This is a genomic window from Agarivorans sp. QJM3NY_25 (genome assembly GCF_050870875.2).
Lineage (GTDB): Bacteria > Pseudomonadota > Gammaproteobacteria > Enterobacterales > Celerinatantimonadaceae > Agarivorans.
In genome coordinates this window covers 2,458,193-2,484,118 of sequence record NZ_CP194041.2, presented here as the reverse complement: position 1 = coordinate 2,484,118, position 25,926 = coordinate 2,458,193, and the positions used below count along the sequence as shown (strand labels likewise).

The following is a 25,926-nucleotide window of genomic DNA, read 5'->3' as shown; positions in this document are numbered from 1 at the left end:
GCTTTAGAGTAAAGAATAAGGTTTATTGATTTTTGCTTATTAGAGTTTGGGTTTGTTACCACCAATCTGGTGTCCCGATATTTTGGAATTGGAGAGCGAACAGCAAGGGATGACTTAAAGTTGTATCAAGCAATCGCTCCAAATAACATGCTTAAAAAGCACAGCGTAGGATGGGTAGCTAGTAAACAATTTAATGCAGTATTTGTCTATTAGTCGGATTGATTGCCGATAATACCATTTATCGGCATTTAAATAAAAGGGCTATTTGACCACTTTCAGCTTATTAGCTTGAGCCATATTTAAAGTGAGTTCTTGCTCTCGATTTAACAGCTCTCGCTTAAACGCCTCCTTGTACATCGAAATCAGCTGTACGTCATGCGGTAAAAAAGGTTCTTTAAATCCGTTGACCGATAGCCCCCAGCTTTTTTGGTTTCGCACTGTGCCAATCTCTATTAATCGAACATCTGACCATTGCGGGGTTGTTGGTAGCCAGCCACGCGATTGAATGAGCATCAACCGCAGGGCCATCGTTGGCCAAGTGCCATTTTTGAGCCAGCGATACACGGTTGCCAAATCAACATCGAAATATAAAGCACCATCTTTGGGATCATCAAAGCATTTATTGAAGAGATACCGCCCAACAACTTTAATATCATCGCTGTGTGAACAGCTCACGAGTTCGCGCCAAATGTTATAGCGTTGAGCTGGTCGGTAACGATATTGGGTCGGTTTGCGTTTTGACATGAAATAAAACTCCATTTTTATTGTGACGCCAGTCACACTTATAAGAAGTTGAGCCAAATAGCTGTTTTTAGGCGCTTTTACACCTGTAACTACTAACAGTTGTAAAAGAAACAAACTCTCCAATCCTTAAGGCGCATAATGTATATTATGTTAAATTGTAAATATAAAAACCACCATTAATCAATCTGACGCTTGTCATTATTTATCCTTATGGGTTTTTAAGCTCAGCATGCTAATACTCCCTAGAGCAAGTTTTTCCACTTTAAGTAACTGTACTTAAACCCTTTGGCATCTATATATTCTTAGCTATCAGTGAAGACTTCAGTAATCCACCTTTAGTAAACAATTTTGCAGAGAATTTGGGGGCTCTTCGCGCTTTGTATGCATCTAAGATCTGCTTGAGACCGGAAGCTTCGAGCAAGGAAATATTTACTTCAGTATCCATTTCGGCTGACTCAACAAAGTCATCCGAAAATGAAGGAGCGATGATAAGTACTTGAGCTACACGTTTACCAGTATTTTCACAGCGGTTTACGTAAGCTTTCACCTGGCGAGAAGTAGTTGAGTATTTGGCAAAATCACCGTTTTTGCATGTTTTTGCTTCGCCTACAATTACGTCATCGTCACTTAATGCAATAAGGATATCGGCTTTATCTTTGGCTGTATTAATCGAACGCCGTAAATCTTCGTCTACTTCCAGACCTAGTTGCTCAAAGATGGCCTTGGTAACTTCCTCAAATTTAACGCCAATTTCGGCTTCAGGTAGCTCAATTCCTTGCTTTTTGAGCTCTTGTAAATCTCTACGTGCTAGCACGTCATAGTTGTCTATCAACTTATCTGTCGCATCTGCAAAGCTTTCCAGAATGACGAGACGAGGGTTACCTCGCTTGCTTATGCCCATACTGTCTTTTACATCTTTTACTTCATCATTGGTCAGCATGTACAAAATGTCATGTGGCGTGATGCTTAAAGCTCTAAGCATGTCGACATCAATTTCGTCGTTATTTTCCAGCTCAAACTCTTGTCGCAGGCGTTTAGATAAAGGTGAAAAGTGAGCTTGTAACCCATTAAACAACTCTCGAAATCCTGTTGCGCTAAGCGAATTAAACTCAGCTTCTGTTGAACTATTTAAAGCAGATACGATGAGGTTGGTACGTTCTTCGATAGTCGAGCCGAGTTTATCGACCGTCAAATCGAGATCTACGATGAGTTGTTTGAGGCGCTCCTTACGTTCATTAAGCGCGGCATCAGTGCTAAACAAGTCGCTCTGTAAAAGCTGAGCACACGGTAAACACATATGCATTACGGTGCTTATTTTTTGTAAGCGCTCTACCCCACGGATTCGTTTTCCATGATTTTTAAGGATGTTTGACAGTTCTGCATCGCTGAATGTCCGCAAGATTCTCAGGACATGCTTATCCGCAAGATCTTTACCTAGCATGTTGTTAAGCATGGACACAATTTCATCTGGCACATAGACCATGTGGCGCTTTCGGCTGATAAACAGTAAGCCAATTTCGCGCAATGTGTTTAACGCATCTTGTACGCCAGTCTGGGGAATAGCATTTACTAAATGCTCTAGAGCAGATTTATCGTCGGATGTAATGTCAAGCTTGTGTGCGAGTAAATTTAGGACCCCTCGTTCGTCATCAGTAATTTTCGCTTCACGATTGTTTTTCTCATCGTTTGTGTAAGCTTCGCTGAGACATGAGAAATAAATATCCAATCTTTTCGATTCATCAAAGGCATCTTGCTCACTTGTTCTCTGCATGGTTTCCGCCAACTCTTTAGAACGTTGGTTAATAAGCTTCCACTCTTTTGTGTACAGCGACTCGATCCAGGAAATTCTAGCGATACAATTGCCATCTCGACTTAGTATGTTTACTAACAAAGATGCCTGAACTCCAAGCATTGCCAGCTGCGCTTTGACACTCTTTTCGTAATATGGGAGTACCAATTTGAACAGTTGCGTGATTTCACTACTAGAGGCGTTCTTTATCTGGCCATCTAGGTTTCGGACTCGACGAGCAAGCTCTTTATCGTGCTCTATAGCATCATTACAGATGCGATCAATGAAATTGATAAACTTAGATTTTTCGACTTGGTTGACAGCAGAGAGGATGTTCGCAAGCTTCATACAGAATGTCCTTATTCTTTCATGATTACGCAAACAACAATCTACCACTTTCTATGTGGTTATTGAATGGAAATAAAGGGTTAACACCTGTTATTGAATTTGCATCACAGTCCGGGGGTCGGCAAACAAGACACCCAAACTAACGAAACGTTTTATAGTCTAAACTATCAATAGTTATTTATTTGGGGAGTTATCATCATGCCTAGGTCAAGACGCTCGCAAGTGAGCTTATCGGATACACCCTACTATCATTGTGTTTCCCGTTGTGTTCGACGGGCGTTTCTGTGTGGCGAAGACCAACAAACCGGTAAAAGCTATGAGCACCGCCGCCGAAGTGTATCGGACTCGCCTGTATGACTTAAGCTGGTTTATGCGCCATTTAAACGAACACATTGCGCGAGCCGCCAATCAGCATGATTAACGCCTGAGAACTAAATAATGGCAGTGGTGTTCACTTCACTAACACTGTTACTGTCCCTGTAGTTTTTATCATGGATGTCCATGCTCTTCTCATGCTCTTGGTGCAGACTCTCGCCTTCCCTACTCTACAACCTTTACCTGTACTACATGAATAGAATGCCTACTGGTACCTTACTTAAAGCATACCCGAAGAAACCAAGGTTTAGCGCGATTAGTCGCGGCTACAATTAACCGACTGAGGCTGGCGTAGCAACTTGATTCTATATTAAATGAAGTAAACAACTGCACTTAACATCACCGAGGCGAATACGCCGATAAAGATATTCGGTCCTTGATTAAAACCTTTACGCTTCTTATAAGGCGCTTTTACCGGACCTTCTTGAAAACTTCTCTTGGCAAGTTCCTTTACGTAATTATTTTGCATTCTTTATCCCTTCGTCGTTATTTGGGATAAAGATAAAACCTCAAGCTAAGTTGAGGTTAATACCCTTTTTAGTCTTGAGACTAAGGCTGTGAGGGTAACTCAAGGGCAATTGCTAAATGAACAGCAGCACTGGCGACCAATATGCGCAGTTCAGACTGTCATTATCATTTGCTTTCACTTCCAGCAAACGTTATTCGAGACCTTCGTTAACTAAAAAATCACAGCGGTGATCAGCAACTGATTTACCTTAATAGGCTAAATTTTTGGAGGTCTATTCTAATTTAATACACCAGTCGAAATAAAAATAGGTCAAACCTTCTGAATTGGTCTAGTCTTTCAGATTACCAATCTCAAACCCTGATGTTGGTAATTGATAACTCTACAAATAAAATAATAAGTATAAGGAATATACGAGATGAAAATACAACTGAACTTACCACATGTTAGCCGATGGCGACCCTGCAATATTATGCGGTCAGTCGGTATAGCGGTATCCCTGCTAAGTGCTTCATATGCAGCCAATGCAGCTGAGCAAATATTGTGGTATCCGTTTGACGATCCTGCCGGTTCAACTACTCTGTCTGATGCCTCTGGTCATGGCTATGATGCTGACATTATTGGCGGCGTCACGCTCACTGGCGGAGCCGCGCATTTTGATGGCATAGACGGTTATATCGACCTGCCAGACAATTTACTCACAAGCTTAAACGCGATTTCGATTACCGCTGAAATTTTTATCGAGAACAGTCAGCCTTCTCCGTATTTTATTTATGGATTAGGCAATATTTCTGGCGCATATGGTGATGGTTATTTGTTCACCACCGGCAATCATTACCGTACCACGCTGTCTAGCTGTCACTGGAGTTGCGAACAAAGTACCGCAACTGCGAGTGCTAATTTACCAAGGGGTTCTTGGCAACACATTGCTTATACCCAAGACAATAACCTCGGCATTTTATATTTGAATGGGGTTGAAGTCGCTCGAAACGATGCTATCACTCTCATGCCAGGCACCATTGGCGACGGTATCACCTTAGATAACTTCTTGGGACGCTCGCTGTATAGTGCCGATAATTACTTCTATGGTGATTTTGCGGATTTCCAAATCTGGAACGGTGCCTTAAGTCCGGAAGAAATAGCCGCAACGGTACCGCAACTGGTGCTGTGGTATCCCTTCGATGACGCACCAACCTCAAGTGTGATCACCGATGCTTCCGGTAACAACCACCATGGAACCGTTGAAGGAGGGGTTACTTTAGACGGCGACGTTGCAGAACTAGACGGTAAAGATGCTTATATCGATCTGCCCGATAACTTAATGGCGGGCCTCGATGAAATCACGGTGATGACTAAGGTCTTTATCGAAAACGACCAGCCATCTCCCTATTTCATTTATGGTTTAGGAAATACTTCGGGGAGTAATGGTAACGGATATCTGTTCACTACGGGTAACTATTACCGAACCACCCTGTCAACTTGTCATTGGTCTTGTGAGCAAAATACCGGGACTTCTGGTAGTAATTTGAGTCGGGGCGAATGGCATCATTTAGCTTATAGCTTAAAAGGCAGTATTGGGATTGTGTACTTAGACGGCGTAGAAGTTGCGCGCAACACCAATATCACAATCACACCTGCCGACATCGGTGATGGGACCACCCTTGCCAATTTCCTCGGTCGGTCACTTTACAGCGGCGATAACTTCTTACATGGTCGCTTTGACGACTTCCAAATTTGGAATGGGGCTCTAAGCGCCAGCGTGATAGCCACTACCGCAGAACAAGCGCTTGCTGAAATTCAGCTCGATGATGCCGAGTCTGTCGCGGCTGATAGCGAAGCGTTAGCAATCGTTAATGTTGATGATGTGCGTGGACATATATTTCTCGCAACCCAGGGTAAATATGAAACCAACATTTCTTGGTCATCAGATAATACCGATGTGATTACCCCCGATGGTCTCGTCACACGGGCTCCGGTCTGTGTTGCCGAACCGCGTAACAAGCTCTGCGGTTTAGTTCAAACCGTGACATTAACAGCTACGATAACTAAAGGCGAAGAGTCGGCTACCAAAACCTTTATTGCGACCGTACCGCCACTCACCACATTAGACGATTTCGAAGCGTATATGTTCAGCTACTTTACTGGTGAAGGAACAGCCGATGGAGAGCAGGTTTATTTCGCCCTGTCTAATGGTAACAACCCGCTCGATTGGCAAACTTTAAATAGCGAACAGCCAGTACTATCCACCACATTAGGAGAAAAAGGAGCTCGCGATCCATTTATTATTCGCTCCCCCGAAGGCGATAAGTTCTTCATGATTGCAACCGATCTGAAAATCTACGGTAATTGGGATTGGGGACGCTCTCAAACTTGGGGGTCTCGTTCGCTACTCGTTTGGGAATCTAACGATTTGGTGAACTGGAGTGATGCACGCCTGGTGCAAGTCTCACCAGACACTGCTGGTAATACCTGGGCACCAGAAGCCTTTTGGGATCCCGAGCGAAATGCGTACGTGGTTTTTTGGGCCTCTAAAATATATAACGACGCCAGCCATTCCAATGGTACCTACAATAAAATGATGTATGCCCTCACCCGTGACTTTGTGAACTTTAGTGACGCTCAGGTATGGGTCGATGAAGGCTACTCCACTATCGATTCAACCTTGATCAAACATGATGATGTTTATTACCGGTTTACTAAAGACGAGCGCTCAGCGTCGGAGTCGGCCTGTGGTAAGTTCATTCTTTCGGAAACATCAACGACTCTTAATAACGATAATTGGGATTTCCAAAGTGAGTGTATTGGTAAAGGGGATATGAGCCAAGGTGAAGGTCCCTTAGTATTTAAATCCAATACCGAGCAGAAGTGGTACTTGTTTATCGATGAATTTGGTGGCCGTGGTTACATTCCCTTTGAAACAACCGACCTATCCAGTGGTAACTGGAGCTTAGCCAAGGATTACACTTTACCGTCGCGACCACGCCACGGAACCGTGTTACCAGTCACCGCAAAAGAGTATCGGGCGATCCTCAATAAATGGGGTAAGCAAATGATTGGCGATTTTGATGGAGATTTTGATATTGATTCATTAGATGTATCTTTGTTTTATCAAGCGATCCGCTCGGCTTCGATAAGCGACTTAGCTTACGACTTCAATCATGATGGCCAGATTAATCGCCGTGACCTACGTGGTTTAATGGATCTTTGTACTCGCGCTCGTTGTGCAACTCACTAAGGGAATTACCGATGAAATATATAATCACACTGCTTGCAACATTGTTCACATTACAAGCCAATGCAGCGTTTATCTCACTGGAAACAAATGCCAGTCAATATGCCGCTGGTGACTTAGTGGATGTACGTATGATGGTTGATAATTCGGCAGCAGATATCGCCGAACTAGATTTTGGTCTGCGCTTTGATGAGACCTTGGCCAGCTACCAAGACAGCGGATTTAATGTCTTAAACACTCAGTGGGCAATGGTAACCGATGCGTTCTTATCAGCCAGTAATACACTAAGTGTTTACAGCCTATGGTTTGATAGCCTAGACGTTCCGGTTGGCGTGTTTGAACTAGCCAGTGCGAGCTTTACCGCTCAGTCGGCTTTTTCAGCCCAATCATTTGAGTTAATCAACGTCTATATCGCAGATTCATTTGGTGACCAAATCGCCAACACGCCTCAAGTATCAGAACCAGCGTCACTGGCGATGTTGCTGATGGGGCTTGGCGTGATGGGATTTAGGCGAAAAGCTCACGCTTCACTTCCAGCTTAAGTTCACCAAGTTAAAAGCCCAAGCACCAGCTTGGGCTTTTTATTTTGTATATCGAGTGTCCATCAATACAACAGCTATCCAGAATCATTAAATTTACTAAATGCCTTCTCAATTACATCACTGCACTGCCTTATGATTGGTTAAGCCTGCCACTCAATTGGCCCTTCCTATAATAATTCGGTGTCTCACCAAGATGTTGTTTGAATGCATATATGAAACTACTGGTACTACTGTAGCCACAAGATAAGGCGATATCGCTAATCGATAACGGACTCTCAAGTAAACGAAGCGCATGCTGTAATTTTGCTAATGCTCTCCATTGCTTAAAAGTGATCCCAGTTTGTTGCATAAACAAGCGAGAAATTGAACGCCCACTTAAGGCAAATCTTTTTTCGAGCATTGCTTTTGAGAAAGGAGCATCGGGAGTAGACAATAAATAAGCGGCTAACTTTGTTAATCGTTTATCACGAGGCATTGGAAGCTCAAAGTTAGTTCGCTCCGCTGATGATATTTCATCAAACAGAACACCCAGTAAACGGTGCATCGCCCCCTCCATGACTAAATGCTCTGTGGCGGTTAAGCGAAGCAATATTGCATGTATAAGAAACGGTGTTTTTACTAGTTTTTCCATCGTGTTATCAGCCGTAATGACGTCTGGATCCAATCTTAGTATTTTTCCCTGACAACCAACGATAACCTTTGCCCGATGTGAACACTCAGCGGGGATCCAACCTAAACAACCGGGTGCTAAAGTCCAACTGGATTCAACAGTATCCACGCTAAGTATACCTTTAGTCACCCAGAATAACTGGCCTCTGGCGTGGCGATGCCAATCAGTTTCGTGATCGTGTATATGCTGAATATTGGAGATCTTCATGCGATTCATGTTGGCCTATATTCTATATAAGTTGTCCTAATGTAGAAAGAATACCGCTAAATACGCAGGTAGCATAGGCACTCAATTCCCCTCTAATGAGATCCAGCATGAAATATTCAAATAATCGAGATTTAGTTCGCCATGTTTTTAAAACGTTGTTTAGTTCAGAACTTATAGAACTGTCGGTGGTCGAGCGTTTTTTTTCAAAGACCTACCGCCAATATGCGGATGGACATCAACTCAATTATGAAGAATTTTATTTACATTTAAAAAAACTGAAAAATGAAACGAAAAGCCTGACTATAGAGTTTAAGGCCATTGCAGAACAAGGATCTGATGTACTAACTCATCATTATGTCCATCTTGTCAAACAAGACAATTCAGAGTCATTACTGGAGGTGCTGGCACATTTCCAACTTGAGGATGGCAAAATTACGGGTTGTTGGGAATCTTGCCAAGTTATATCGGGATCTTCATCTGATCATTCATTCGCCTATATTCAATGAACCACGCAAAGCGAGTGTCTTCGCGGTCATTTTCAGCAGATTTGGAAAGACATCGTTCAGTCAGTAGCCGATAAGCCTTCAGAGGCGCATCAGCGACTCAACATGGCTTAGCCGTGGTGCCCGATGTAATAAAGCGGAAACATCCCCCCCTCAATAACGACAAAACTGAGACCTAATCACCTATAAGCCTTAAAAGCTCGCTATGTGGCGAGCTTTTAAATTAAAGACACTTTCTCACTCCCACAGATTTTTAAGCGTATTTAACAAACGATGAGATACTGCGCTTTCAATCAGATATTGGCCTGCCAGCATCTAGATGCATCCACGATACAAACTTAGTATTGACAATAACTTCACCCGATTGACACACAACTGTCAAAAAATCATTCTATTTTAATCCTCGTCGCTAAGCCCTGAATTTGTTGCAGATCTTATGCGTTCCATAATTTAGAAGCCCTAGTTATTCGTTCAAAATGGAGTTTGAAATGAATTATCACGCAAATCTAATTGCTGTGCCCTTCTGCGCGATATTTCTCAGTTTCGTTGGTCACGGCAGAAGCCGAATCCCTAATCAATGCAACAAAACATCCTTAATGCTAGGCCTCACCACTATTTATCCAAGGAAAATGCACTTGCTTTTAGCTGACGCGGTTTCCTTGAATTTTTGTGCATGTTTTTAACCAATAGAAAATGGATTGACTATGAAAATGAATATTCTTGCGGCTACGGTGGCCACATTGCTGGCACCGCAGGCGCAATCGACAATCTTCTTGTCGGAGTACATTGAAGGTAGCTCGTATAACAAGGCGATTGAAATTGCCAATGATTCAGAGAATGCAATAACCCTCAACGGTTATAGTCTAAAAAAAGCAACCAATGGTCGAGATACTTGGGGGCAATCAATGGCTCTCGATAATGTGACTATCGCGCCTCATTCTGTATTTGTACTGTCTCACCCCAGTGCAAACAGCGATATTCAGCTAGTGACAGATCAGTCAGACGCTAATGTTATTAACTTTAATGGCGATGATCCTATCGCGCTATTTTTAAACGATACCATCGTCGACATCATTGGTGTTATGGGTGACATTAATTTTGGGAAAGATCAAACACTAGTGCGTATCGACTACACACCTAGTACAGCGTTTAATCTGGCGCAATGGGAAGTTCGCCGCAAAAACGATAGTTCTGATTTAGGGCAGCTGGCTGATGGAAATAGCCCAGCTGTAGAAGCAAGCGAAGTGACTATTATGGATATCCAAGGCGACTCTTGGTTTTCGCCATTAATTGATTCCGGTTATCTATCAACTGAAAATTATCAAACTGAAGGTGTGATCACTGCGATCCAAAACAAAGCGCTTGGTAACGACATTAACCAAGGCTTTTTTATCCAAGACCAACAAGGTGACAACAACCCACTAACCTCAGACGGTCTGTTTGTTGACTACGCAGATTTAGCCGGCTTGAATGTTGGCGATAAAGTGGTGGTGATTGGTAAGGTGAATGAAAACTATGGTTGGACGACTTTATTAGGATCTCAAGTAGAACGAGTTTCTTCTGGGGAATCAATTGAAGCAACGCCGCTACAAACCCTGAGTTCAGATGAGAGTTTCCGTGAGACCTTAGAACGCTACGAAGGCATGCTCGTATCATTAGAGAAAACATCTGATCTGCGAGTCACTCGAACTTACGGCTTTGATTACAGTGCTTACCGCAACAATATGGTAGTCGCTCATCAACGAGTCAACTTCCATCCTAATCAGTTGAATACGCCAGTTACTTACGATGATGTGATTGATAGCCCTGCAGAGCAGCAATTGGCTAATAATAAAGACCAACGAATCGTTATCGAAAGTTTTGAAAAAGCAAGCAATGGCGTTGTGCCTTGGTATCCTGAGTTTGGTGTTACTGACATTGATCAAAACGGCTCGACCGAGGATTACATTCGAATTGGCGACTTAGTGGACGGCCTTCACGGTGTGCTGGGATATTCATATGCAGAATATCGCTTATATGTGACCAACCAAGCTCACACAGATAGCTTTATTCATGAAGAGAATGACCGTACTAATACGCCTGAACTCACCAAAGGGGACCTACAGGTGGCAACCTTCAATGTGCTGAATTACTTTAATTCACCATTTGGTGGAGCAGCTAACCCTAAAGGGCAAAACCGGGGCGCAACGACACTGGTAGAGTTTGAAATGCAGGCCGATAAGATAGTGGCGGCACTTAAAGCGATGAACGCAGATATTGTCGGTTTAATGGAGATAGAGAACAATGGCTTTGGGGCTAACTCAGCCATTGTTGATCTGGTTAGCCAGCTAAATGCTGAATTACCGCTAGCGGATCAATACCAGATTGCTTGGGACGGAGAGCTTGAACAAGTCGGCAGCGATGCAATCACCAATCAAGTGATTTATAAACCCGCGAAGGTGACTCTGAAGCAAATGCAGGTACTGCAAATGCCAGAACAACATGCGCCTGCTGTAGGCGATGAAGATGGTAATAACTACCAGCGCGATGCGATCACTCCGACTTTTAGCATTAATGGCAGCGACCAAACGCTGACGGTTGCAGTCAATCACTTCAAGTCAAAGGGCTCAACCTGCTGGGAAGACGTGGCAATACAACAAGGACAAGATCCAAACCGTCAAGGCTCATGTGAGAATCTAAGAGTATCGGCTGCTTATCAACTGGGTGAAAGCTTAATGGCGGTGTCAGGACACAAGCTCATTATTGGCGATTTAAACTCATACGCGGCTGAAGATCCAATTAGCGTATTAACCGATATCGCTCATTTACCAACCGACTACGAAGTGAAGACTGCTCGTAGCACTTATGTGGGAGAGACCCCATTACACGGTGATGAGGGGGCTGTTATCACCAAATCCTATGGATACACCAATGTGGTAAAAGCATTCCATCCAAACGCCTATGGCTACTCTTACAATGATGAAGTCGGCACCTTAGATTACATATTGGCGTCTCCTAGTTTGATATCACATCTGGTAGATGCTGCCGAATGGAACATTAACGCCGTTGAGTCGAGCTTATTTGAATATTCATCCGAGTACAGCGGCGATTTGCCAAAGTACGCTGACGCCTACCGAGCGTCAGACCATGACCCCGTGATTGTTGCTTTGAGTTTTAAACCTCAGGAATTGATTGGGGACTTTGATGGAGATCTTGATATTGATTCATTGGATGTATCTTTGTTTTATCAAGCGATCCGCTCGGCTTTGATAAGCGACTTAGCTTACGACTTCAATCACGATGGCCAGATTAATCGCCGTGACCTACGTGGTTTAATGGATCTTTGTACTCGCGCTCGTTGTGCAACTCACTAAGGGAATTACCGATGAAATATATAATCACACTGCTTGCAACATTGTTCACATTACAAGCCAATGCAGCGTTTATCTCACTGGAAACAAATGCCAGTCAATATGCCACTGGTGACTTAGTGGATGTACGTATGATGGTTGATAATTCGGCAGCAGATATCGCCGAACTAGATTTTGGTCTGCGCTTTGATGAAACCTTGGCCAGCTACCAAGACAGCGGATTTAATGTCTTAAACACCCAGTGGGCAATGGTAACCGATGCGTTCTTATCAGCCAGTAATACACTAAGTGTTTACAGCCTATGGTTTGATAGCCTAGACGTTCCGGTTGGCGTGTTTGAACTAGCCAGTGCGAGCTTTACCGCTCAGTCGGCTTTTTCAGCCGAATCATTTGAGTTAATAAACGTCTATATCGCAGATTCATTTGGTGACCAAATCGCCAACACGCCTCAAGTATCAGAACCAGCGTCACTGGCGATGTTGTTGATGGGGCTTGGCGTTATGGGATTTAGACGAAAAGCTCACGCTTCACTTCCAGCTTAAGTTCACCAAGTTAAAAGCCCAGGCACCAGCTTGGGCTTTTTATTCTAAATATATTGCTTTCGATAAAACTGAAAAACCGCTACTTTCTGCATCAAGCAAGCTGGTTCTTCCTTATTAGAATCTCGACACCGCTTATTGTAAGCCTACCACTCGAGCTTAAGCCGATGCTGTTTGCGATACAACTCGGTGTAGAAAAAATACTAAGAAGCTGTTAGCTACGGCTCTCAATTACCCTCGAATAAAAAGCAACATGCAGACTTCAAACAATCGAGGTATTAACCATCTCGCTCAATATAATCAAATAGAGCCGATGGCTCTAGCGGCTTAGCAAACAGCCAGCCTTGGCCGATCGCTTGAGGTGAACGTTGCAATATATAGTTCAATTGCACTTGTGTTTCGATCCCTTCAAAAACAACGTGCACGTTGAACTTCTCTAACAAGCCAAATATACCTTCCAGAGTTAATTTATTTAGAGTGTCGCAGTCAATCGCCTGAGTAAACTCTTTGTCTATTTTGATTTCATTCGGTTCAAAGGTATTTATCCAAGTAAGGTTGGACATTCCCGTACCGAAGTCATCTAAAGATATTTTATAACCCGCTCTCGAAAATCGCTTGGCATAGGCAGACATCTGCTTGAAGTCAGCGGAAGAACGTTCCGTGATTTCTAAAATAATATTTTCTGTTGGCAGTTGCGTTTTAATCCGCTGACTTTCAATAAAATCGAAAAAATCTTCTTCTAACAAGGTTGAAATTGCAATGTTAATACTCACGGTATAACCAGCATTCACAAACTCAGGGGTATTTAGATCATCGAAAACCTTCACGATAAACTTACGCGTTAGTTTACTAATCAGTAGTGATTGTTCTGCTGCAGCAATAAAGATTTCTGGCGAAATCTGCCCTAATTGCGGATCGTGCCATCGCGCTAACGCCTCAACCCCAGCCATTTTACCGTTGCTTAAATGAACCTTTGGCTGATAAACCGGATAGATTTGATTATTGTTTATCGCATGACTCAGGGCTCTGGTAAATGCTTGCTGCCCGTAGTAGTAATCTTTATATTTCCATAAAAATAACTTACCAATTGAGAATCCAATCAGACCAAGAAAGACTATCAAAAATAGATCCAATTGATAAATGCCGGGCTTGATTTGAAACACCACTAAGCAAATATTATAGTCATCGTTACATTCTCGATGCTCCAAGAAGTTATTCGGTAACGGTAACCAATTAAAGTTTTGCTTTCCTAATAGACTAGAAACATCTATCTCGGAAACTTCTCCAAACTTTTGAACCACTTGCTTAGTTTGTTTGTTGTATAAGATCCCCCCCATGCCATGTAAAGATAGAGACGATAAGTCAACATTATGAAAAAACATGTCGTTAACGCTGACAATCACACTTCCCTTGGAAAATACTCTTATATTACTCGCTTCTTTTGCAGACAGACCATTATCCTGTTGAATCAGCTTTTCTTTGTGTTTAATAGTGTAGGTGCCAAGCTCTACTGGGGGGGTTAAGGAACCAAGCTTAACGGTACAAGCCACATGGCCATTATCAACTCGACCAACATCGACTATATACTCATACGCAAACATCACTTCTGTCAAAAAACGGATATCGCTACTAGAGCAAAAGTCATCTTTAACACTATTTGCGATGCGGATACTGTGATCGACCTCGTTTCCAATATCCATTGCTGTTGCAAAAGCAGAATCACCATAACTTTCTAATAATTTTAACTCACGGTGAACTAACACGTAATGAACCGCAAACACAACACATACACAAACGCAGAAAGGAATAATCCAATTTATATACTTAGTTTTTGCCCGTAAATGACAATAAAAACTGTTAATTATAACTTCTGACATGCCGATACCTATAGTTGTTCTAAACGAGCGAACAAGATTTTACTTAGCCCTATAACGATTGCAATCGGTTTCACCCTGGTGCTCTTCGATAAAACGACATGTAGATAACCATGCCCGATAGGATTGGAGCCTTTAAGTGAAGCAACAATTTGTTATCTCAGCGTTTTTGTTTTAAACATGCTCCGCTTTAGCTTCACTCAATATTCTCATCATTTTCACTATGCATCATTAACGCTTTACCATTACTTAAGCAATCGACTACCTTAAAGCGAGCTGACTTAAGAATATTGGCAAGAGTTTGCCGTGAAACCCCCATTTCTATTGCCGCTTTTTGCTGTTGCATTTTCATTTGGTCAACCAAACGTAAAGCTTCAAATTCGTCTTTATCCAACTGAACCTTCTCCAGTTCACTCATTGGGATCCGATTTGGCTTAAAACAGCTATCTGCTGCCGTACCGCATATATTGCGAGGTATTTTGGGTCTAGGCATTGTTAAATCTACATAAATGGCATTGGCTACATATATACACTATTCACCAATCTATCCCAACCATAATCAAGGGAAAGTTTGCTTGATAGACTGCCCTATAAGTGAAAGACATGTCAATTTTTGTACTAAATAGAAAGACATAAATATCGCGTACAAGTCGTTCGGTTTCACAACTGTTAATGTTTACAGTTAATAAAACTGAGATGCTCTGCTTTAATCAAATAGAACTTATCAAATATTTGATTAGCTCTCGCGTTTTTAAACTACTTTCATCGTCACTGTTTGCTTGATGACGATACATTTTCAGTGATGGCTGAAAACAAATCCTCCCTTATGGACACCACTCTATTATGTAGTGGTTTTTTTTTATCCATTGAACGTCCCGATGCAAATGACCTCTCTATAGAAAGCTTATGCTTGCCGTCTTAGACTTCACTCTTGGCTAGAGTAAAAAATGCCAATGATAAATTTGCATTGCCTTATGAGTTAAGTCGGGTCCACAAGCTATTAAACTTTACCTAACGAGAAGGTTTCTTTAGCCTCGTAATTGCTGTATAAGCATGCTCCGTATTATTTTTTAGCGAGAGGACTCGAGTGATGTCAAAGTTTTTTTATAAGGGAAAAATCGAGAAAAGACCTAAATATGAGAGTTTTGGTTTTAGTACAAAACGAAACATCAAGCCAGGTTCGGCTGAAAATCCTCTTCAGCTGAGAGTACAAACTGAGGCGCGAAAGCTTGAGCTTGAAACCCAGTTATCAGAGCTACAACTGATTGCCAATATCGTCTTAGCACCTGAGACCGAGGAAGATATCCAAGCGCTAAAAGTTTTATTAGATACACCGCAAACAGCTATTTTTGATAAAACCCCAAAACGCAATGACCCTTGCGATTGTGGCAGCGGTAAAAAATATAAAAAATGTTGTGGTTAAGCGATTCATATAGTTAATAATGCTGGTGGAATTAAGCTTGAATATTTTAACTCTCACTTAATCTGAAATCGGCAACTGAAGCGGCTTCCAGTTAATATCTAATTCATGACTACCAATCGTGACATAGGCAGATTGTTCGGTAATCGTCACCGATAGATCCATGGTTCGCTCCACATAAGATGCCAGTTTACAAACCTCTTGCCAATCAAGTTGCCAAACTTGCAAATCCAACCGAGTCAGTTTTCCTTGGATTTGTTGCCACCAAGTATTTGATTTAGAGTTAAAACTATACACTTTTACCGTTTCCGCGAGACGCGTCGCCTTCTTAATGCGTTCAGCACTGGGTTCCCCCACATCAATCCATAGTTGAACCTGACCATCGAGAGACTTCGACCAAAGGTCGGGCTGTTCGATTTCACTTAAGCCCTTGGTAAACTCCAAACCTTGTTCTGCACTGTGGCAATAAGCCATTACCCGAGCCATCATCCTTTCAAGCGTTTCAGAAGGGTGTTGGGCAATGGTTAAATTGAGTGTGTCATAGTAATTACGGTTTAAATCAGAGAGAGAGATCCGCAATTTATAGATGGTGGGTTTTAGTGCCACTGTAGCGCCTATTCGATATAGCTGAGCTCTGAGCGCTTAGGCACAGAGCTAGTTAAATGAAGAGAATGCGCTTTTTATTAAGTAAATTCAATGCAATAACACGAAAATATTAGCCTTTGGCCTATTAGCTATCGATCGTTAATCCGGATGGCTGTTGCGAATTTCTAAGAACTCGTCAAAATTCTCGATTAACAGATCAACTAAGGTTGGATCAAAGTGTTTTCCTTTTTGTTCGATGATAAATTGTTTGATTTCTGCGTTCGACCAGGGCTCTTTATAAGAGCGCTTCGACCCCAAAGCATCAAATACATCGGTAATAGCCATGATTCGGCCCACTAAAGGAATGTCTTCCCCCGCTAATTGACGAGGATATCCGCTACCATCCCATTTTTCATGATGGCAAATAGATATTTCGGCTCCGAGACGGGCAATAATCTTATTGGAATCGGCAAGCAAATCGTGACCAACTTGAGCGTGAGTTTGCATCACCTCCCACTCCTGAGCATCTAGCTTACCAGGTTTATGCAGAATCGACTCCGGTATAGCAATCTTACCCAAATCATGTAATGGGGCCGCGTATTTAAACAATTCAACAAATTCAGGGTCAAAATTTAATTTTTTAGCCATTAGTTCGCAAATCAACGACACCCGTTTAACGTGTGACCCAGTTTCTTTACTACGTTGTTCGATGGCGTCACCAATAATGAAAATAAGTTCTTTTTGGGTATCTTGGATCTCTTCTTTAATCGTGAGGTTTTCAAAAGTTAATGCGATATTAGTCGCAAATACTTCTAACAAGCCCTTTTCTATATCATCAAGCGGTTTTTCATGTTGTACATAAAGCAGACTAACACTGCGATTATCGGTTGAATAAAATCCAACATAACAGTCTTCATTTACGATGGTTCTACGCTCTTGTAACGCGTGTTTGAGCAATGCTTTTACGTTATCAGGGATCTTACTCTGATCAAAATCAGATTCATTGTGCTCATTCGTCACAAAATCACCGGTCGCAGCCAATACATTAAACGACTGATGATGTAATACGTCTTCAGTTAAGGTGGTGATATACATTGCCGACGTTTCTAACTGAAACAATTCAACCAACTGCTCTAACACCGCTGATCCGAAGTGGTAAAGTGTTTTACTCTTTAAAACTAAGGATGTGGACTCGATAACCTTCAACAAACCAGAGCGATGACGTTCGATGAATAGAATATCTCGGTAAGAACGGATCGCTGAATAAGTAATGGTTTTTAACTTGGTGGCGGTTAATTCTGTTTTGCTCTTATAATCATTGATATCGTAATCTTTAATCACCGACTCTTCTGGAGCCTGCCCTGGCTGACCGGTCCTTAAAATCAACCGCGTAGCATGGTTTTCTTTGGTTTCGCGGATCCAGCGAACTAATTCCAAGCCAGCATGATCGGTTTCCATCACCACATCGACTAAAGCAATCGCGATATCATCATGCTCATTAAATATTTGGCGCGCCTCCTCCGCACTATAAGCAGAAAGAAACTCTAACTGATAACCATCAATTTCAACCCCAGACAGCACTAAGCGCGTTACCGAGTGAATTTCAGCTTCATCATCAATAACCAATAACTTCCAAGATGCTTTGGTAACTTTTTTTACTGGTTCTTCAGTATCATCAATGAACAGAAAGTCACTCATGCGCTGCTCCGTATTTTTTCGTTACAGTAAAATTAGAACAGTAACTGCATAATATCAAAGACTAATATGCAGTTACTGTAGAAAACTTCGAGGCCAGACTGCTTATTGGCCTATATCGATTTTAAATTAGTTAAATATTCTATAAAATCATTCCAAACTCAATTACTTGAAATTTATGGAAAGTCGCTTAACAAGCCATAATGTATTCCCGTCCCTCGCCATTTTGATGATAGCGACAGGGGCACTAATTTGGTATTCAAGCTTGTCTACTAATATTCGCGAACTCATTTATTGGTTACCCTATGGCTTCGCTACCATTATTACAATGCTGGCACTGCAGTTTAACCGACGGCAGTTATTCGTGGTAGCACTTGTAAATACTTTTAGTTATTGGTTAATAGTCAACTACTTACAACAACCGCTTGCAGAGCCAACAGCTTCGACCTGCTTCACTGTGCTCGGTTTATTCATTCCTTTCAACTTGTTTCTTAATCAATTAGTCAAAGATAACGGCTGGATAACTCGGCGAGCTCTTGTTTGGTATATTTGCTTAGCATTACAAATGCTAAGCATACCAATCATCATCGACTTTTTAGCCCTCGATATGCAAGGTATGATTAAACAATGGTTTAGCCCCCACCCGCTCGAAGGCCTCGTGATTAGCCTAAATGCGCTCGGGTTCATCATGTTTTGTTTGGTTATCTCATTTGTTCGTTTCATCAATAAACCAACCAGTATTTCGATTGGACTGTTTTTTAGTTTCTTAGCCAGTACCTTTCCGCTGATTTTTCTCGACAGAGAAGCAATTTCTTCAATTTTTTTTACGGCATCGATGTTAATCATGTTGTTCAGTGGATTTAATGCTTCACATGAACTGGCTTATCGCGATGAGCTCACCGGATTATTAGGTCGACGCATGTTATTCGAGCGCTTAGCTGGATTGTCTAAAAACTATTGCCTAGCCATGGTGGATATTGACCATTTCAAAAAATTTAATGATACCTATGGCCATGATGTGGGTGATGATGTCTTGGCGATGGTGGCAGCAAAGCTAGACCAAATTGAAGGTGGAGGTCAAGTGTTTCGTTATGGGGGAGAAGAGTTCACTGTATTATTTAAGGGCAAGCAACTCGAGCATGCCAAAATATTTTTAGATGACATACGCGAGCTCATTGCTCAAACCCCTTTCGCTATTCGTGATAATAACAGTCGTAATACCAGCGATAAATCACGCCGAGGGGAACAACCCGAGCCTAAAAATACGGTACAAATTACGGTAAGTATTGGAGTGGCAGAGAAATCTAATCTACACGCCAGTGCAGAGGAAGTGATAAAAGATGCAGATAATGCCTTGTATGAAGCGAAAAAGAAGGGGCGCAATGTCGTGATAGGATAAGGCTTAGCAAGCTAAGCCTTATTGTTTACTTGCTACACAACCGCTGCTATCGCTTCACATAATGCTTGCATATTGTCTTTGGTCATCCCGGCGACGCTGATCCGACCCGAGCCAACAATATATACCGCATGTTGCTCTTTTAAGATTTGCACTTGTTGTTTACTTAAACCAGAGAACGAGAACATACCATTCTGGCGCTGAATAAAGCTGTAATCACCCTCAGCGCCTTTTTCAGCTAACGTGGCAACAAACAAGTCACGCATTTCTTTAATCCGCTCACGCATCTCTGTGACTTCGCTATGCCATTGCGCTTTTAGCTCTGGGTTTTGCAAAATTGTAGTCACCACAGCAGCGCCGTGAGATGGTGGGTTCGAGTAGTTCGCTCGAATACCTGCTTTTACTTGGCTAAATGCCGCGGCGCCCTGCTCTTTGTTTTGAGCAACCAAAGTGAATGCACCCACCCGCTCATTATATAAGCCAAAGTTTTTAGAAAAAGAACTGGCAACCATTAACTCTTTAATTTGTTCGGCAAAAAGTCGCAAACCAGCGGCGTCTTCTTCCACACCTATAGAAAACCCTTGGTAAGCGAAATCAAACAATGGCAATATCTTTTTGCTTGCTGCTAAATTGGCTAATTGCTGCCATTGTTCAATTGTTGGGTCGATGCCAGTAGGATTATGACAACAGCCGTGGAAAAGCACTAAGTCGCCCGCACTAACGTGCTCTAAAGAACTTAACATCGCTGCAAAGTCGAGATCTTGGGTCTCTGGGTTGTAGTAATCGTAAGCTTTTACTTCAAGGCCTAAGGCTTTAAAAATATTGCCGTGGTTGGCCCAAGTTGGGTTACTCACCCAAACAGTACGTACACCTAAATGATTATAAGCGAATTCAGCGGCATTATGCAGAGCCCCGGTACCACCTGGCGACTGAGCCGTAAAAGCGCGTTGGCTGCTTACGATTTCACTATTTTCACCAAACAACAGTTTCTGTACTTCCAAGCCATAAGCAGGATTACCTTCAATACTAAGATAAGACTTACTACTTTCCGTTTCCAGTAACTTCTGCTCTGCAATTTTAACGGTCTTTAAAACTGGAGTTGCACCAGCTTCGTTTTTATAAATACCGACTCCTAGATTAATCTTGTTAGGACGGGGATCGGCTTTAAAAGCTTCAGTTAAACCTAAAATGGGATCTGCCGCGGCCGCGGAAACACGCTCAAACATACTTTCCTCACTGCTAATTACTTGCCTGTATTGAGCGAAGATTACCTTAAGTTTAGAAAGCTGTCTTTATGTAGAGGAAAAAATAACAAGTAAATTTTGATTTAACGCATTAATTTGGATTAAGTCGAGATTTTTGATAATTTTAAACACCTATGAATAAGGATAGATTAAGATGCTTGCATCGCAAACTAGAGAACCAGCTATATGGATTTAAGTTTAGGTTTTATTGTAAAAAAATGGTTAGGTTCGTTACTGATGCCTCTCAACATTTCGCTATTTTTTTTGGTGTTATCACTTTACTTTTGCCTCACTAAACGGCCTTATCGCGCCGCGATCACCCTTTTACCTGCTTTAGTCATATTATTGCTTACCAGTAATCCTTGGTGGGTTAATCAGCAGTTAATCGCAAACGAGCGACAAGTTCTGCCTCCGAGTCAGCTGGTCAATAGTTTTGACTTTGTTGTGGTCTTGGGGGGCGGACATATCAGTGACCCCTTGTTGTCCCCTACTGAGCAACTCAGTCGTTCATCTTTTGCCCGCATCACTAAGGGCATCGAATTGAGTCTTGTGAATCCACAGAGCCGCTTAATCGTATCTGGTTATGGTGGAAGCGATCCCAATAGTAATGCTGAATTAATGCAAAAGGTTGCTACAGCAGCTAATATTCCGCCAGCCAATATTATCACCATTCCAAAAGCGATGGATACAGAGCAAGAAGCCGCAGTCATCGCTAGTTATATTGGTCAACGACCTACAGCGCTGATTACCAGTGCAACCCATATGCAACGCGCACTGCAGTACTTCCGTCAATACTCGAACAACATTAGTCCTGTTCCCACGGATTACTTAGGGAAAGAAGCCCAAGGAAAACAACGCCTTTACGAATTTTTACCGGATGCTCGCTTCATCTATCGTTATGATGCGGTTTGGCACGAGAAATTGGGGATTTGGTGGCAAAAAATTCGTGACCATTTTTCATAATCGTTTGTTTTAGATCAGCTACTTTCAGTTTTAACCAGATAATTTCGTGTAAACACTACGATTTTGTAATTTATTCTCTATAATCGAGCCAATTTACTTAAAGGAGAAAGCGTGATGAGAACACCTCTTGTAATGGGTAACTGGAAGCTAAACGGTACGAAAGATTCAGTTACTGCGTTAGTGAATGGTTTAATTGAGCCAGCAAAAGCTGCAACCAATGTACAAACAGCGATTTGCCCCCCAGTGATTTTCTTAGGTCAAGTAGAAGCCTTAGTCGGTGACGCTCCTATCGCTTACGGCGCGCAAGATGCTAGTGTGAACGTTTCTGGTGCATTTACAGGTGAAAATTCACCCGTCATGTTAAAAGAATTCGGCTGTACTTACAGCTTGGTTGGCCACAGCGAACGTCGCCAATACCATAACGAAACTGACGCAGTCGTAGCCGTAAAATTCAAAGCAATTCAGGAAAACCAATTAGTACCTGTTCTTTGTATTGGTGAAACGCTTGAAGAGAATGAAAGCGGAAAAACTGAAGCTGTTGTTGAAGCTCAATTAAAAGCTGTAATTGAGCTTTGTGGTATTGATGCCCTAGCTAATGCAGTGATTGCTTACGAGCCGGTATGGGCCATTGGTACTGGTAAGTCAGCAACGTCTGAGCAAGCACAAGCGGTTCATGCTCATATCCGTGGCTGGTTAGCAGCACAAAGCGCAAGTGTTGCAGAAAAAGTTCAAATTCTTTACGGCGGTAGCGTAAAAGCTGCGACTGCAAAAGAATTGTTCTCTCAAGCTGACATTGACGGCGCGCTTGTTGGCGGAGCTTCATTAATGGCTGAAGAGTTTGGCGCAATTATTCTTGCTGCGAACTAATCACGATTCATTGTTATTAAGCCGCGACGTTTAGCATCGCGGCTTTTTTTTAACTCATTTTTATAAGTTGTTGATGTAACTCTGCGATACTATCACGCAAGCTTGCGGCTTGTTCAAACTCAAGTTCCTTAGCATGACCAATCATTTGCTTTTCTAAATCAGCAATTTTCTTTAACATCATCTCTGGAGTCAGAGTTCGATATTGTGCTTGTGGTTCTGTAGCTTGCAGCGCTTTTGATTTTCCAAAGTTACTAATATCGACAACTTTTTTGTTGAGTTTTTGCGGAATAATCCCCCGCTCTTGATTGTAAGCATGCTGAATTTCACGACGTCGGTTGGTCTCAGAGATAGCTTTATCCATCGAACCAGTAATTTTGTCCCCGTACAAAATAGCTTTGCCTTGCGGATGTCGGGCAGCACGGCCAATGGTTTGGATCAAAGACCGTTCTGAACGCAAGAAGCCTTCCTTATCCGCATCTAGAATAGCGACTAACGAAACTTCCGGCATGTCTAAGCCTTCTCGTAGCAAGTTAATCCCAACCAGTACGTCAAAGATCCCCATACGTAAGTCTCGAATGATTTCAACCCGCTCTACAGTATCAATATCGGAGTGTAAATAGCGCACTTTAACTTGATGCTCTGCCAGATACTCGCTTAAATCCTCGGCCATTCGCTTCGTCAGCGTAGTTACAAGCACTCGTTCATCAATCGCTGTTCTAATTCGGATCTCTGATAGTAAATCATCTACTTGGGTGGCAACGGGTCGCACTTCAATGACCGGATCCAGCAACCCTGTGGGCCTAACGACCTGCTCAACAAATTCTTGATTAGTTTTCTCAAGTTCATAGGTACTCGGCGTCGCCGAAACAAAAATAGTTTGCGGCGCAATCGACTCGAATTCTTCAAATTTTAATGGTCGATTGTCCAGCGCTGAAGGCAAGCGAAAACCGTAATTCACTAAATTTTCTTTTCGTGAACGGTCACCTTTATACATCGCGCCAATTTGCGGTACGGTGACGTGCGACTCATCTATCACCATCAGCCCATCAGCAGGAAGATAATCTAATAAGGTTGGTGGTGGCTCGCCGGGGGCGCGACTGGAGAGATATCGGGAGTAGTTTTCAATCCCAGAGCAATATCCCAATTCATTCATCATTTCGATGTCAAACAAAGTCCGTTGGGAAATTCGTTGCTCTTCAATAAGCTTATTAACGTCAAGCAACTGCCTTTTACGCTCATTTAACTCTTCTTTAATGGAAGAAATTGCGTTAACGATAGTTTCGCGAGGAGTAACATAGTGCGTTTTAGGAAAAATAGTTGCCCTGACCATCGAAGCTTCTTCTACTCCGGTGAGCGGGTCAAAGCTGCTGAGTCGTTCTACTTCACCGTCAAATAATTCTATACGTAAAGCATTTTTATCGGATTCAGCAGGAAAAACATCGATTACATCTCCCCTAACCCGAAAGGTTGAGCGTTGAAATGCCGCATCATTACGAGAATATTGTAATTCCGCGAGACGTCGTAAAATGGCCCGTTGGTCAATCATATCCCCAACACTCAAGTGCAACATCATCTGTAAATACGACTGTGGATCTCCCAAACCATAAATTGCAGAAACTGAAGCAACTAACACCACGTCCCTACGCTCTAATAGCGCCTTAGTGGCCGAGAGTCGCATCTGTTCAATATGCGAGTTAACCGAAGCATCTTTCTCAATAAAGGTATCAGTGGTCGGTACGTAGGCTTCTGGTTGGTAATAATCGTAGTAAGATACAAAAAACTCGACGGCGTTATGAGGGAAAAATTCCTTCATTTCACCATATAGCTGCGCAGCTAAAGTTTTGTTTGGCGCCAAAATAATTGTTGGACGGTTTTGTTCGGCAATCACGTTGGCTATGGTAAAAGTTTTACCGGAGCCAGTGACACCTAGCAAGGTTTGGTGAGCTAAGCCATCTGCTAAGCCTTCATTTAGACTTTCAATCGCTTTAGGTTGATCGCCTGCAGGCGTATATTCAGAAACCAAATCGAAAGTTTTTTTCATAAATCGATAACCAACTAAAAACCAGATGAGCGTCATTCTACTCGAATGTCGCTCAGTTTAAATAAGCGCGCGATAGCTATCAGCCAATTTATTGCGGTTCAGTAGAGAATATCGGTTTTGTATAATTAACAGCAGAAATTGCTGAATTGTGTACAGTAAACTTCTTGTAACAAAAAGTAATGCACACCGATTTTTTTGTTAAATGCAATATTTATTTTCTCGGTCGAATTTTGAGCTTTTATCCTAGAAATAACAATAAGTGTTTGTTATATATAGAGTTAAGCTTATTTTTGAATTTCGTTTAATTTCTCTTGACCCCGCGTCTTTATTGGCCTGCAGCCAGATATAATATTTTAATGCACATAGTTATCCACAAAATCAGTGGATAAGTCATAGAAACATCCACAACCAAAGGCTTTGCGGGATTGTGTATAAATCTCAGCAATAAAGTGTAGCGCACTGCAAGAGTTTAACCATGATGACACACCGAGTTTAAAAAATTTTGGCAAGCAATTTTGAAAATATCGCAAACCCGATGTCACAGAGCTTCGCAAAACTATCTTCCTAAGCTCACCGCAAACTTTTGCTATGAATTAAACGGCAGCCTGGTGCTAAATGCGTGACAAGCGCAGTGCAGAGCAAGCCTTCAAATTGGTTTTAGGGTATTTGGTTAAAACGACTTTTTAGCGCCATGTGTAGGTATAAGACCTTTGTTATTCGACACCTAAATAAAGTGAGCGTTGTTGGCTATTTCAATTTACGGCAGATTCGTGAACAACATCGTTTAGGCTCACCCCACTATTTTCCCATTATTGACGCATGTTTTAAGGTAACGATTCAATACAAGCATAAGGTAATGCTAACCACTGCCTATTATTTAAGACAGGCATAAACGACCAGCTCTGCAGTAAGTAAACATAGCAACGCGACACTTTAGGCAAGGCATCACAAACTACTTTACGATAGGCAGCCAGCATGACTTTGTTGGTTACGTACAACGAATTACATCAGACGCCAATTCAGCAGTTTTTCATCACCGCTGAGCAAGATTTGATCGAAGATGGGTGATATGTGGA

At 42.2% G+C, this 25,926-nt stretch carries 20 protein-coding genes and 1 pseudogene; 11 read left to right on the top strand and 10 right to left on the bottom strand.

Annotated features, from left to right (window positions below; all coding sequences use genetic code 11):
- Window positions 1-261: 261 nt before the first annotated feature.
- Together ACRRSW_RS11430 and ACRRSW_RS11425 are read right to left on the bottom strand one after the other, a co-directional pair.
- The gene (locus ACRRSW_RS11430; RefSeq protein ID WP_432459393.1) at window positions 262-744 is read right to left on the bottom strand and encodes a hypothetical protein; all 483 of its coding nucleotides are present in this window, start codon (window positions 742-744) and stop codon (window positions 262-264) included.
- Between the two features lie 292 nt (window positions 745-1,036).
- Entirely contained in the window at window positions 1,037-2,881 is a 1,845-nt protein-coding gene (locus tag ACRRSW_RS11425) for a hypothetical protein (protein ID WP_432453101.1), read from the bottom strand.
- A 198-nt stretch (window positions 2,882-3,079) separates the two neighbouring features.
- On the opposite strand from ACRRSW_RS11425, the pseudogene ACRRSW_RS11420 reads away from it, so the two are divergent.
- A pseudogene (locus ACRRSW_RS11420) lies at window positions 3,080-3,226 on the top strand (transposase); the annotation flags it as partial.
- Window positions 3,168-3,302, top strand: coding sequence for a hypothetical protein (locus ACRRSW_RS11415; RefSeq protein ID WP_432456201.1), 135 nt, complete (start codon window positions 3,168-3,170; stop codon window positions 3,300-3,302). The pseudogene ACRRSW_RS11420 and the gene ACRRSW_RS11415, both read left to right, overlap by 59 nt.
- Window positions 3,303-3,566: 264 nt before the next feature.
- On the opposite strand, the gene ACRRSW_RS11410 is transcribed toward ACRRSW_RS11415, so the two are convergent.
- Window positions 3,567-3,725 (bottom strand): hypothetical protein, encoded by a 159-nt coding sequence (locus ACRRSW_RS11410; RefSeq protein WP_432453102.1) that lies wholly within the window; start codon window positions 3,723-3,725, stop codon window positions 3,567-3,569.
- Between the two features lie 415 nt (window positions 3,726-4,140).
- Between ACRRSW_RS11410 and ACRRSW_RS11405 the strand changes: the two genes are divergently transcribed.
- Both ACRRSW_RS11405 and ACRRSW_RS11400 read left to right on the top strand, forming a co-directional pair.
- Entirely contained in the window at window positions 4,141-6,957 is a 2,817-nt protein-coding gene (locus tag ACRRSW_RS11405) for a LamG-like jellyroll fold domain-containing protein (RefSeq protein ID WP_432453104.1), read from the top strand.
- Window positions 6,958-6,968: 11 nt separating this feature from the next.
- Window positions 6,969-7,496: a PEP-CTERM sorting domain-containing protein gene (locus tag ACRRSW_RS11400; RefSeq protein WP_432459392.1), complete on the top strand. Its 528-nt coding sequence runs from the start codon at window positions 6,969-6,971 to the stop codon at window positions 7,494-7,496.
- A gap of 130 nt (window positions 7,497-7,626) precedes the next feature.
- Here ACRRSW_RS11400 and ACRRSW_RS11395 read toward each other — a convergent pair whose 3' ends face one another.
- Window positions 7,627-8,382 (bottom strand): helix-turn-helix domain-containing protein, encoded by a 756-nt coding sequence (locus tag ACRRSW_RS11395; RefSeq protein WP_432459391.1) that lies wholly within the window; start codon window positions 8,380-8,382, stop codon window positions 7,627-7,629.
- A 98-nt stretch (window positions 8,383-8,480) separates the two neighbouring features.
- Here ACRRSW_RS11395 and ACRRSW_RS11390 point away from each other — a divergent pair, with 98 nt between their 5' ends.
- The 3 genes from ACRRSW_RS11390 to ACRRSW_RS11380 all read left to right on the top strand — a co-directional run bounded on the left by ACRRSW_RS11390 (window position 8,481) and on the right by ACRRSW_RS11380 (window position 12,768).
- Window positions 8,481-8,879: a nuclear transport factor 2 family protein gene (locus tag ACRRSW_RS11390; RefSeq protein ID WP_432459390.1), complete on the top strand. Its 399-nt coding sequence runs from the start codon at window positions 8,481-8,483 to the stop codon at window positions 8,877-8,879.
- 701 nt (window positions 8,880-9,580) lie between these two features.
- The gene (locus tag ACRRSW_RS11385; RefSeq protein ID WP_432459389.1) at window positions 9,581-12,229 is read left to right on the top strand and encodes an ExeM/NucH family extracellular endonuclease; all 2,649 of its coding nucleotides are present in this window, start codon (window positions 9,581-9,583) and stop codon (window positions 12,227-12,229) included.
- 11 nt (window positions 12,230-12,240) lie between these two features.
- A complete protein-coding gene (locus tag ACRRSW_RS11380; RefSeq protein WP_432453110.1) occupies window positions 12,241-12,768 on the top strand; it encodes a PEP-CTERM sorting domain-containing protein in 528 nt (175 codons plus the stop codon).
- Window positions 12,769-13,043: 275 nt separating this feature from the next.
- Here ACRRSW_RS11380 and ACRRSW_RS11375 read toward each other — a convergent pair whose 3' ends face one another.
- Entirely contained in the window at window positions 13,044-14,642 is a 1,599-nt protein-coding gene (locus ACRRSW_RS11375) for an EAL domain-containing protein (RefSeq protein ID WP_432453112.1), read from the bottom strand.
- 193 nt (window positions 14,643-14,835) lie between these two features.
- Window positions 14,836-15,132, bottom strand: coding sequence for a DUF134 domain-containing protein (locus tag ACRRSW_RS11370; RefSeq protein WP_432453113.1), 297 nt, complete (start codon window positions 15,130-15,132; stop codon window positions 14,836-14,838).
- A gap of 597 nt (window positions 15,133-15,729) precedes the next feature.
- Here ACRRSW_RS11370 and ACRRSW_RS11365 point away from each other — a divergent pair.
- Window positions 15,730-16,062 carry a PBPRA1643 family SWIM/SEC-C metal-binding motif protein gene (locus tag ACRRSW_RS11365; RefSeq protein ID WP_432453115.1) on the top strand — a complete coding sequence of 111 codons (333 nt, stop codon included), beginning with the start codon at window positions 15,730-15,732 and terminating at the stop codon, window positions 16,060-16,062.
- Between the two features lie 57 nt (window positions 16,063-16,119).
- On the opposite strand, the gene ACRRSW_RS11360 is transcribed toward ACRRSW_RS11365, so the two are convergent.
- Window positions 16,120-16,665, bottom strand: a complete 546-nt coding sequence (locus ACRRSW_RS11360; protein WP_432453116.1) for a YaeQ family protein — start codon at window positions 16,663-16,665, stop codon at window positions 16,120-16,122.
- 138 nt (window positions 16,666-16,803) lie between these two features.
- Window positions 16,804-18,342 (bottom strand): DUF3369 domain-containing protein, encoded by a 1,539-nt coding sequence (locus tag ACRRSW_RS11355; protein WP_432453118.1) that lies wholly within the window; start codon window positions 18,340-18,342, stop codon window positions 16,804-16,806.
- Between the two features lie 262 nt (window positions 18,343-18,604).
- On the opposite strand from ACRRSW_RS11355, the gene ACRRSW_RS11350 reads away from it, so the two are divergent.
- Window positions 18,605-19,738: a GGDEF domain-containing protein gene (locus ACRRSW_RS11350; RefSeq protein ID WP_432453119.1), complete on the top strand. Its 1,134-nt coding sequence runs from the start codon at window positions 18,605-18,607 to the stop codon at window positions 19,736-19,738.
- Window positions 19,739-19,770: 32 nt separating this feature from the next.
- Here ACRRSW_RS11350 and ACRRSW_RS11345 read toward each other — a convergent pair whose 3' ends face one another.
- Complete coding sequence (locus ACRRSW_RS11345) at window positions 19,771-20,961, bottom strand: amino acid aminotransferase (protein WP_432453121.1); 1,191 nt, start codon at window positions 20,959-20,961, stop codon at window positions 19,771-19,773.
- 204 nt (window positions 20,962-21,165) lie between these two features.
- Between ACRRSW_RS11345 and ACRRSW_RS11340 the strand changes: the two genes are divergently transcribed.
- Entirely contained in the window at window positions 21,166-21,942 is a 777-nt protein-coding gene (locus ACRRSW_RS11340) for an ElyC/SanA/YdcF family protein (RefSeq protein ID WP_432453123.1), read from the top strand.
- A gap of 114 nt (window positions 21,943-22,056) precedes the next feature.
- Complete coding sequence (gene tpiA, locus ACRRSW_RS11335; RefSeq protein WP_432459388.1) at window positions 22,057-22,809, top strand: triose-phosphate isomerase; 753 nt, start codon at window positions 22,057-22,059, stop codon at window positions 22,807-22,809.
- 49 nt (window positions 22,810-22,858) lie between these two features.
- On the opposite strand, the gene uvrB is transcribed toward tpiA, so the two are convergent.
- Window positions 22,859-24,850 carry an excinuclease ABC subunit UvrB gene (gene uvrB / locus ACRRSW_RS11330; protein WP_432453125.1) on the bottom strand — a complete coding sequence of 664 codons (1,992 nt, stop codon included), beginning with the start codon at window positions 24,848-24,850 and terminating at the stop codon, window positions 22,859-22,861.
- Window positions 24,851-25,926 lie beyond the last annotated feature (1,076 nt).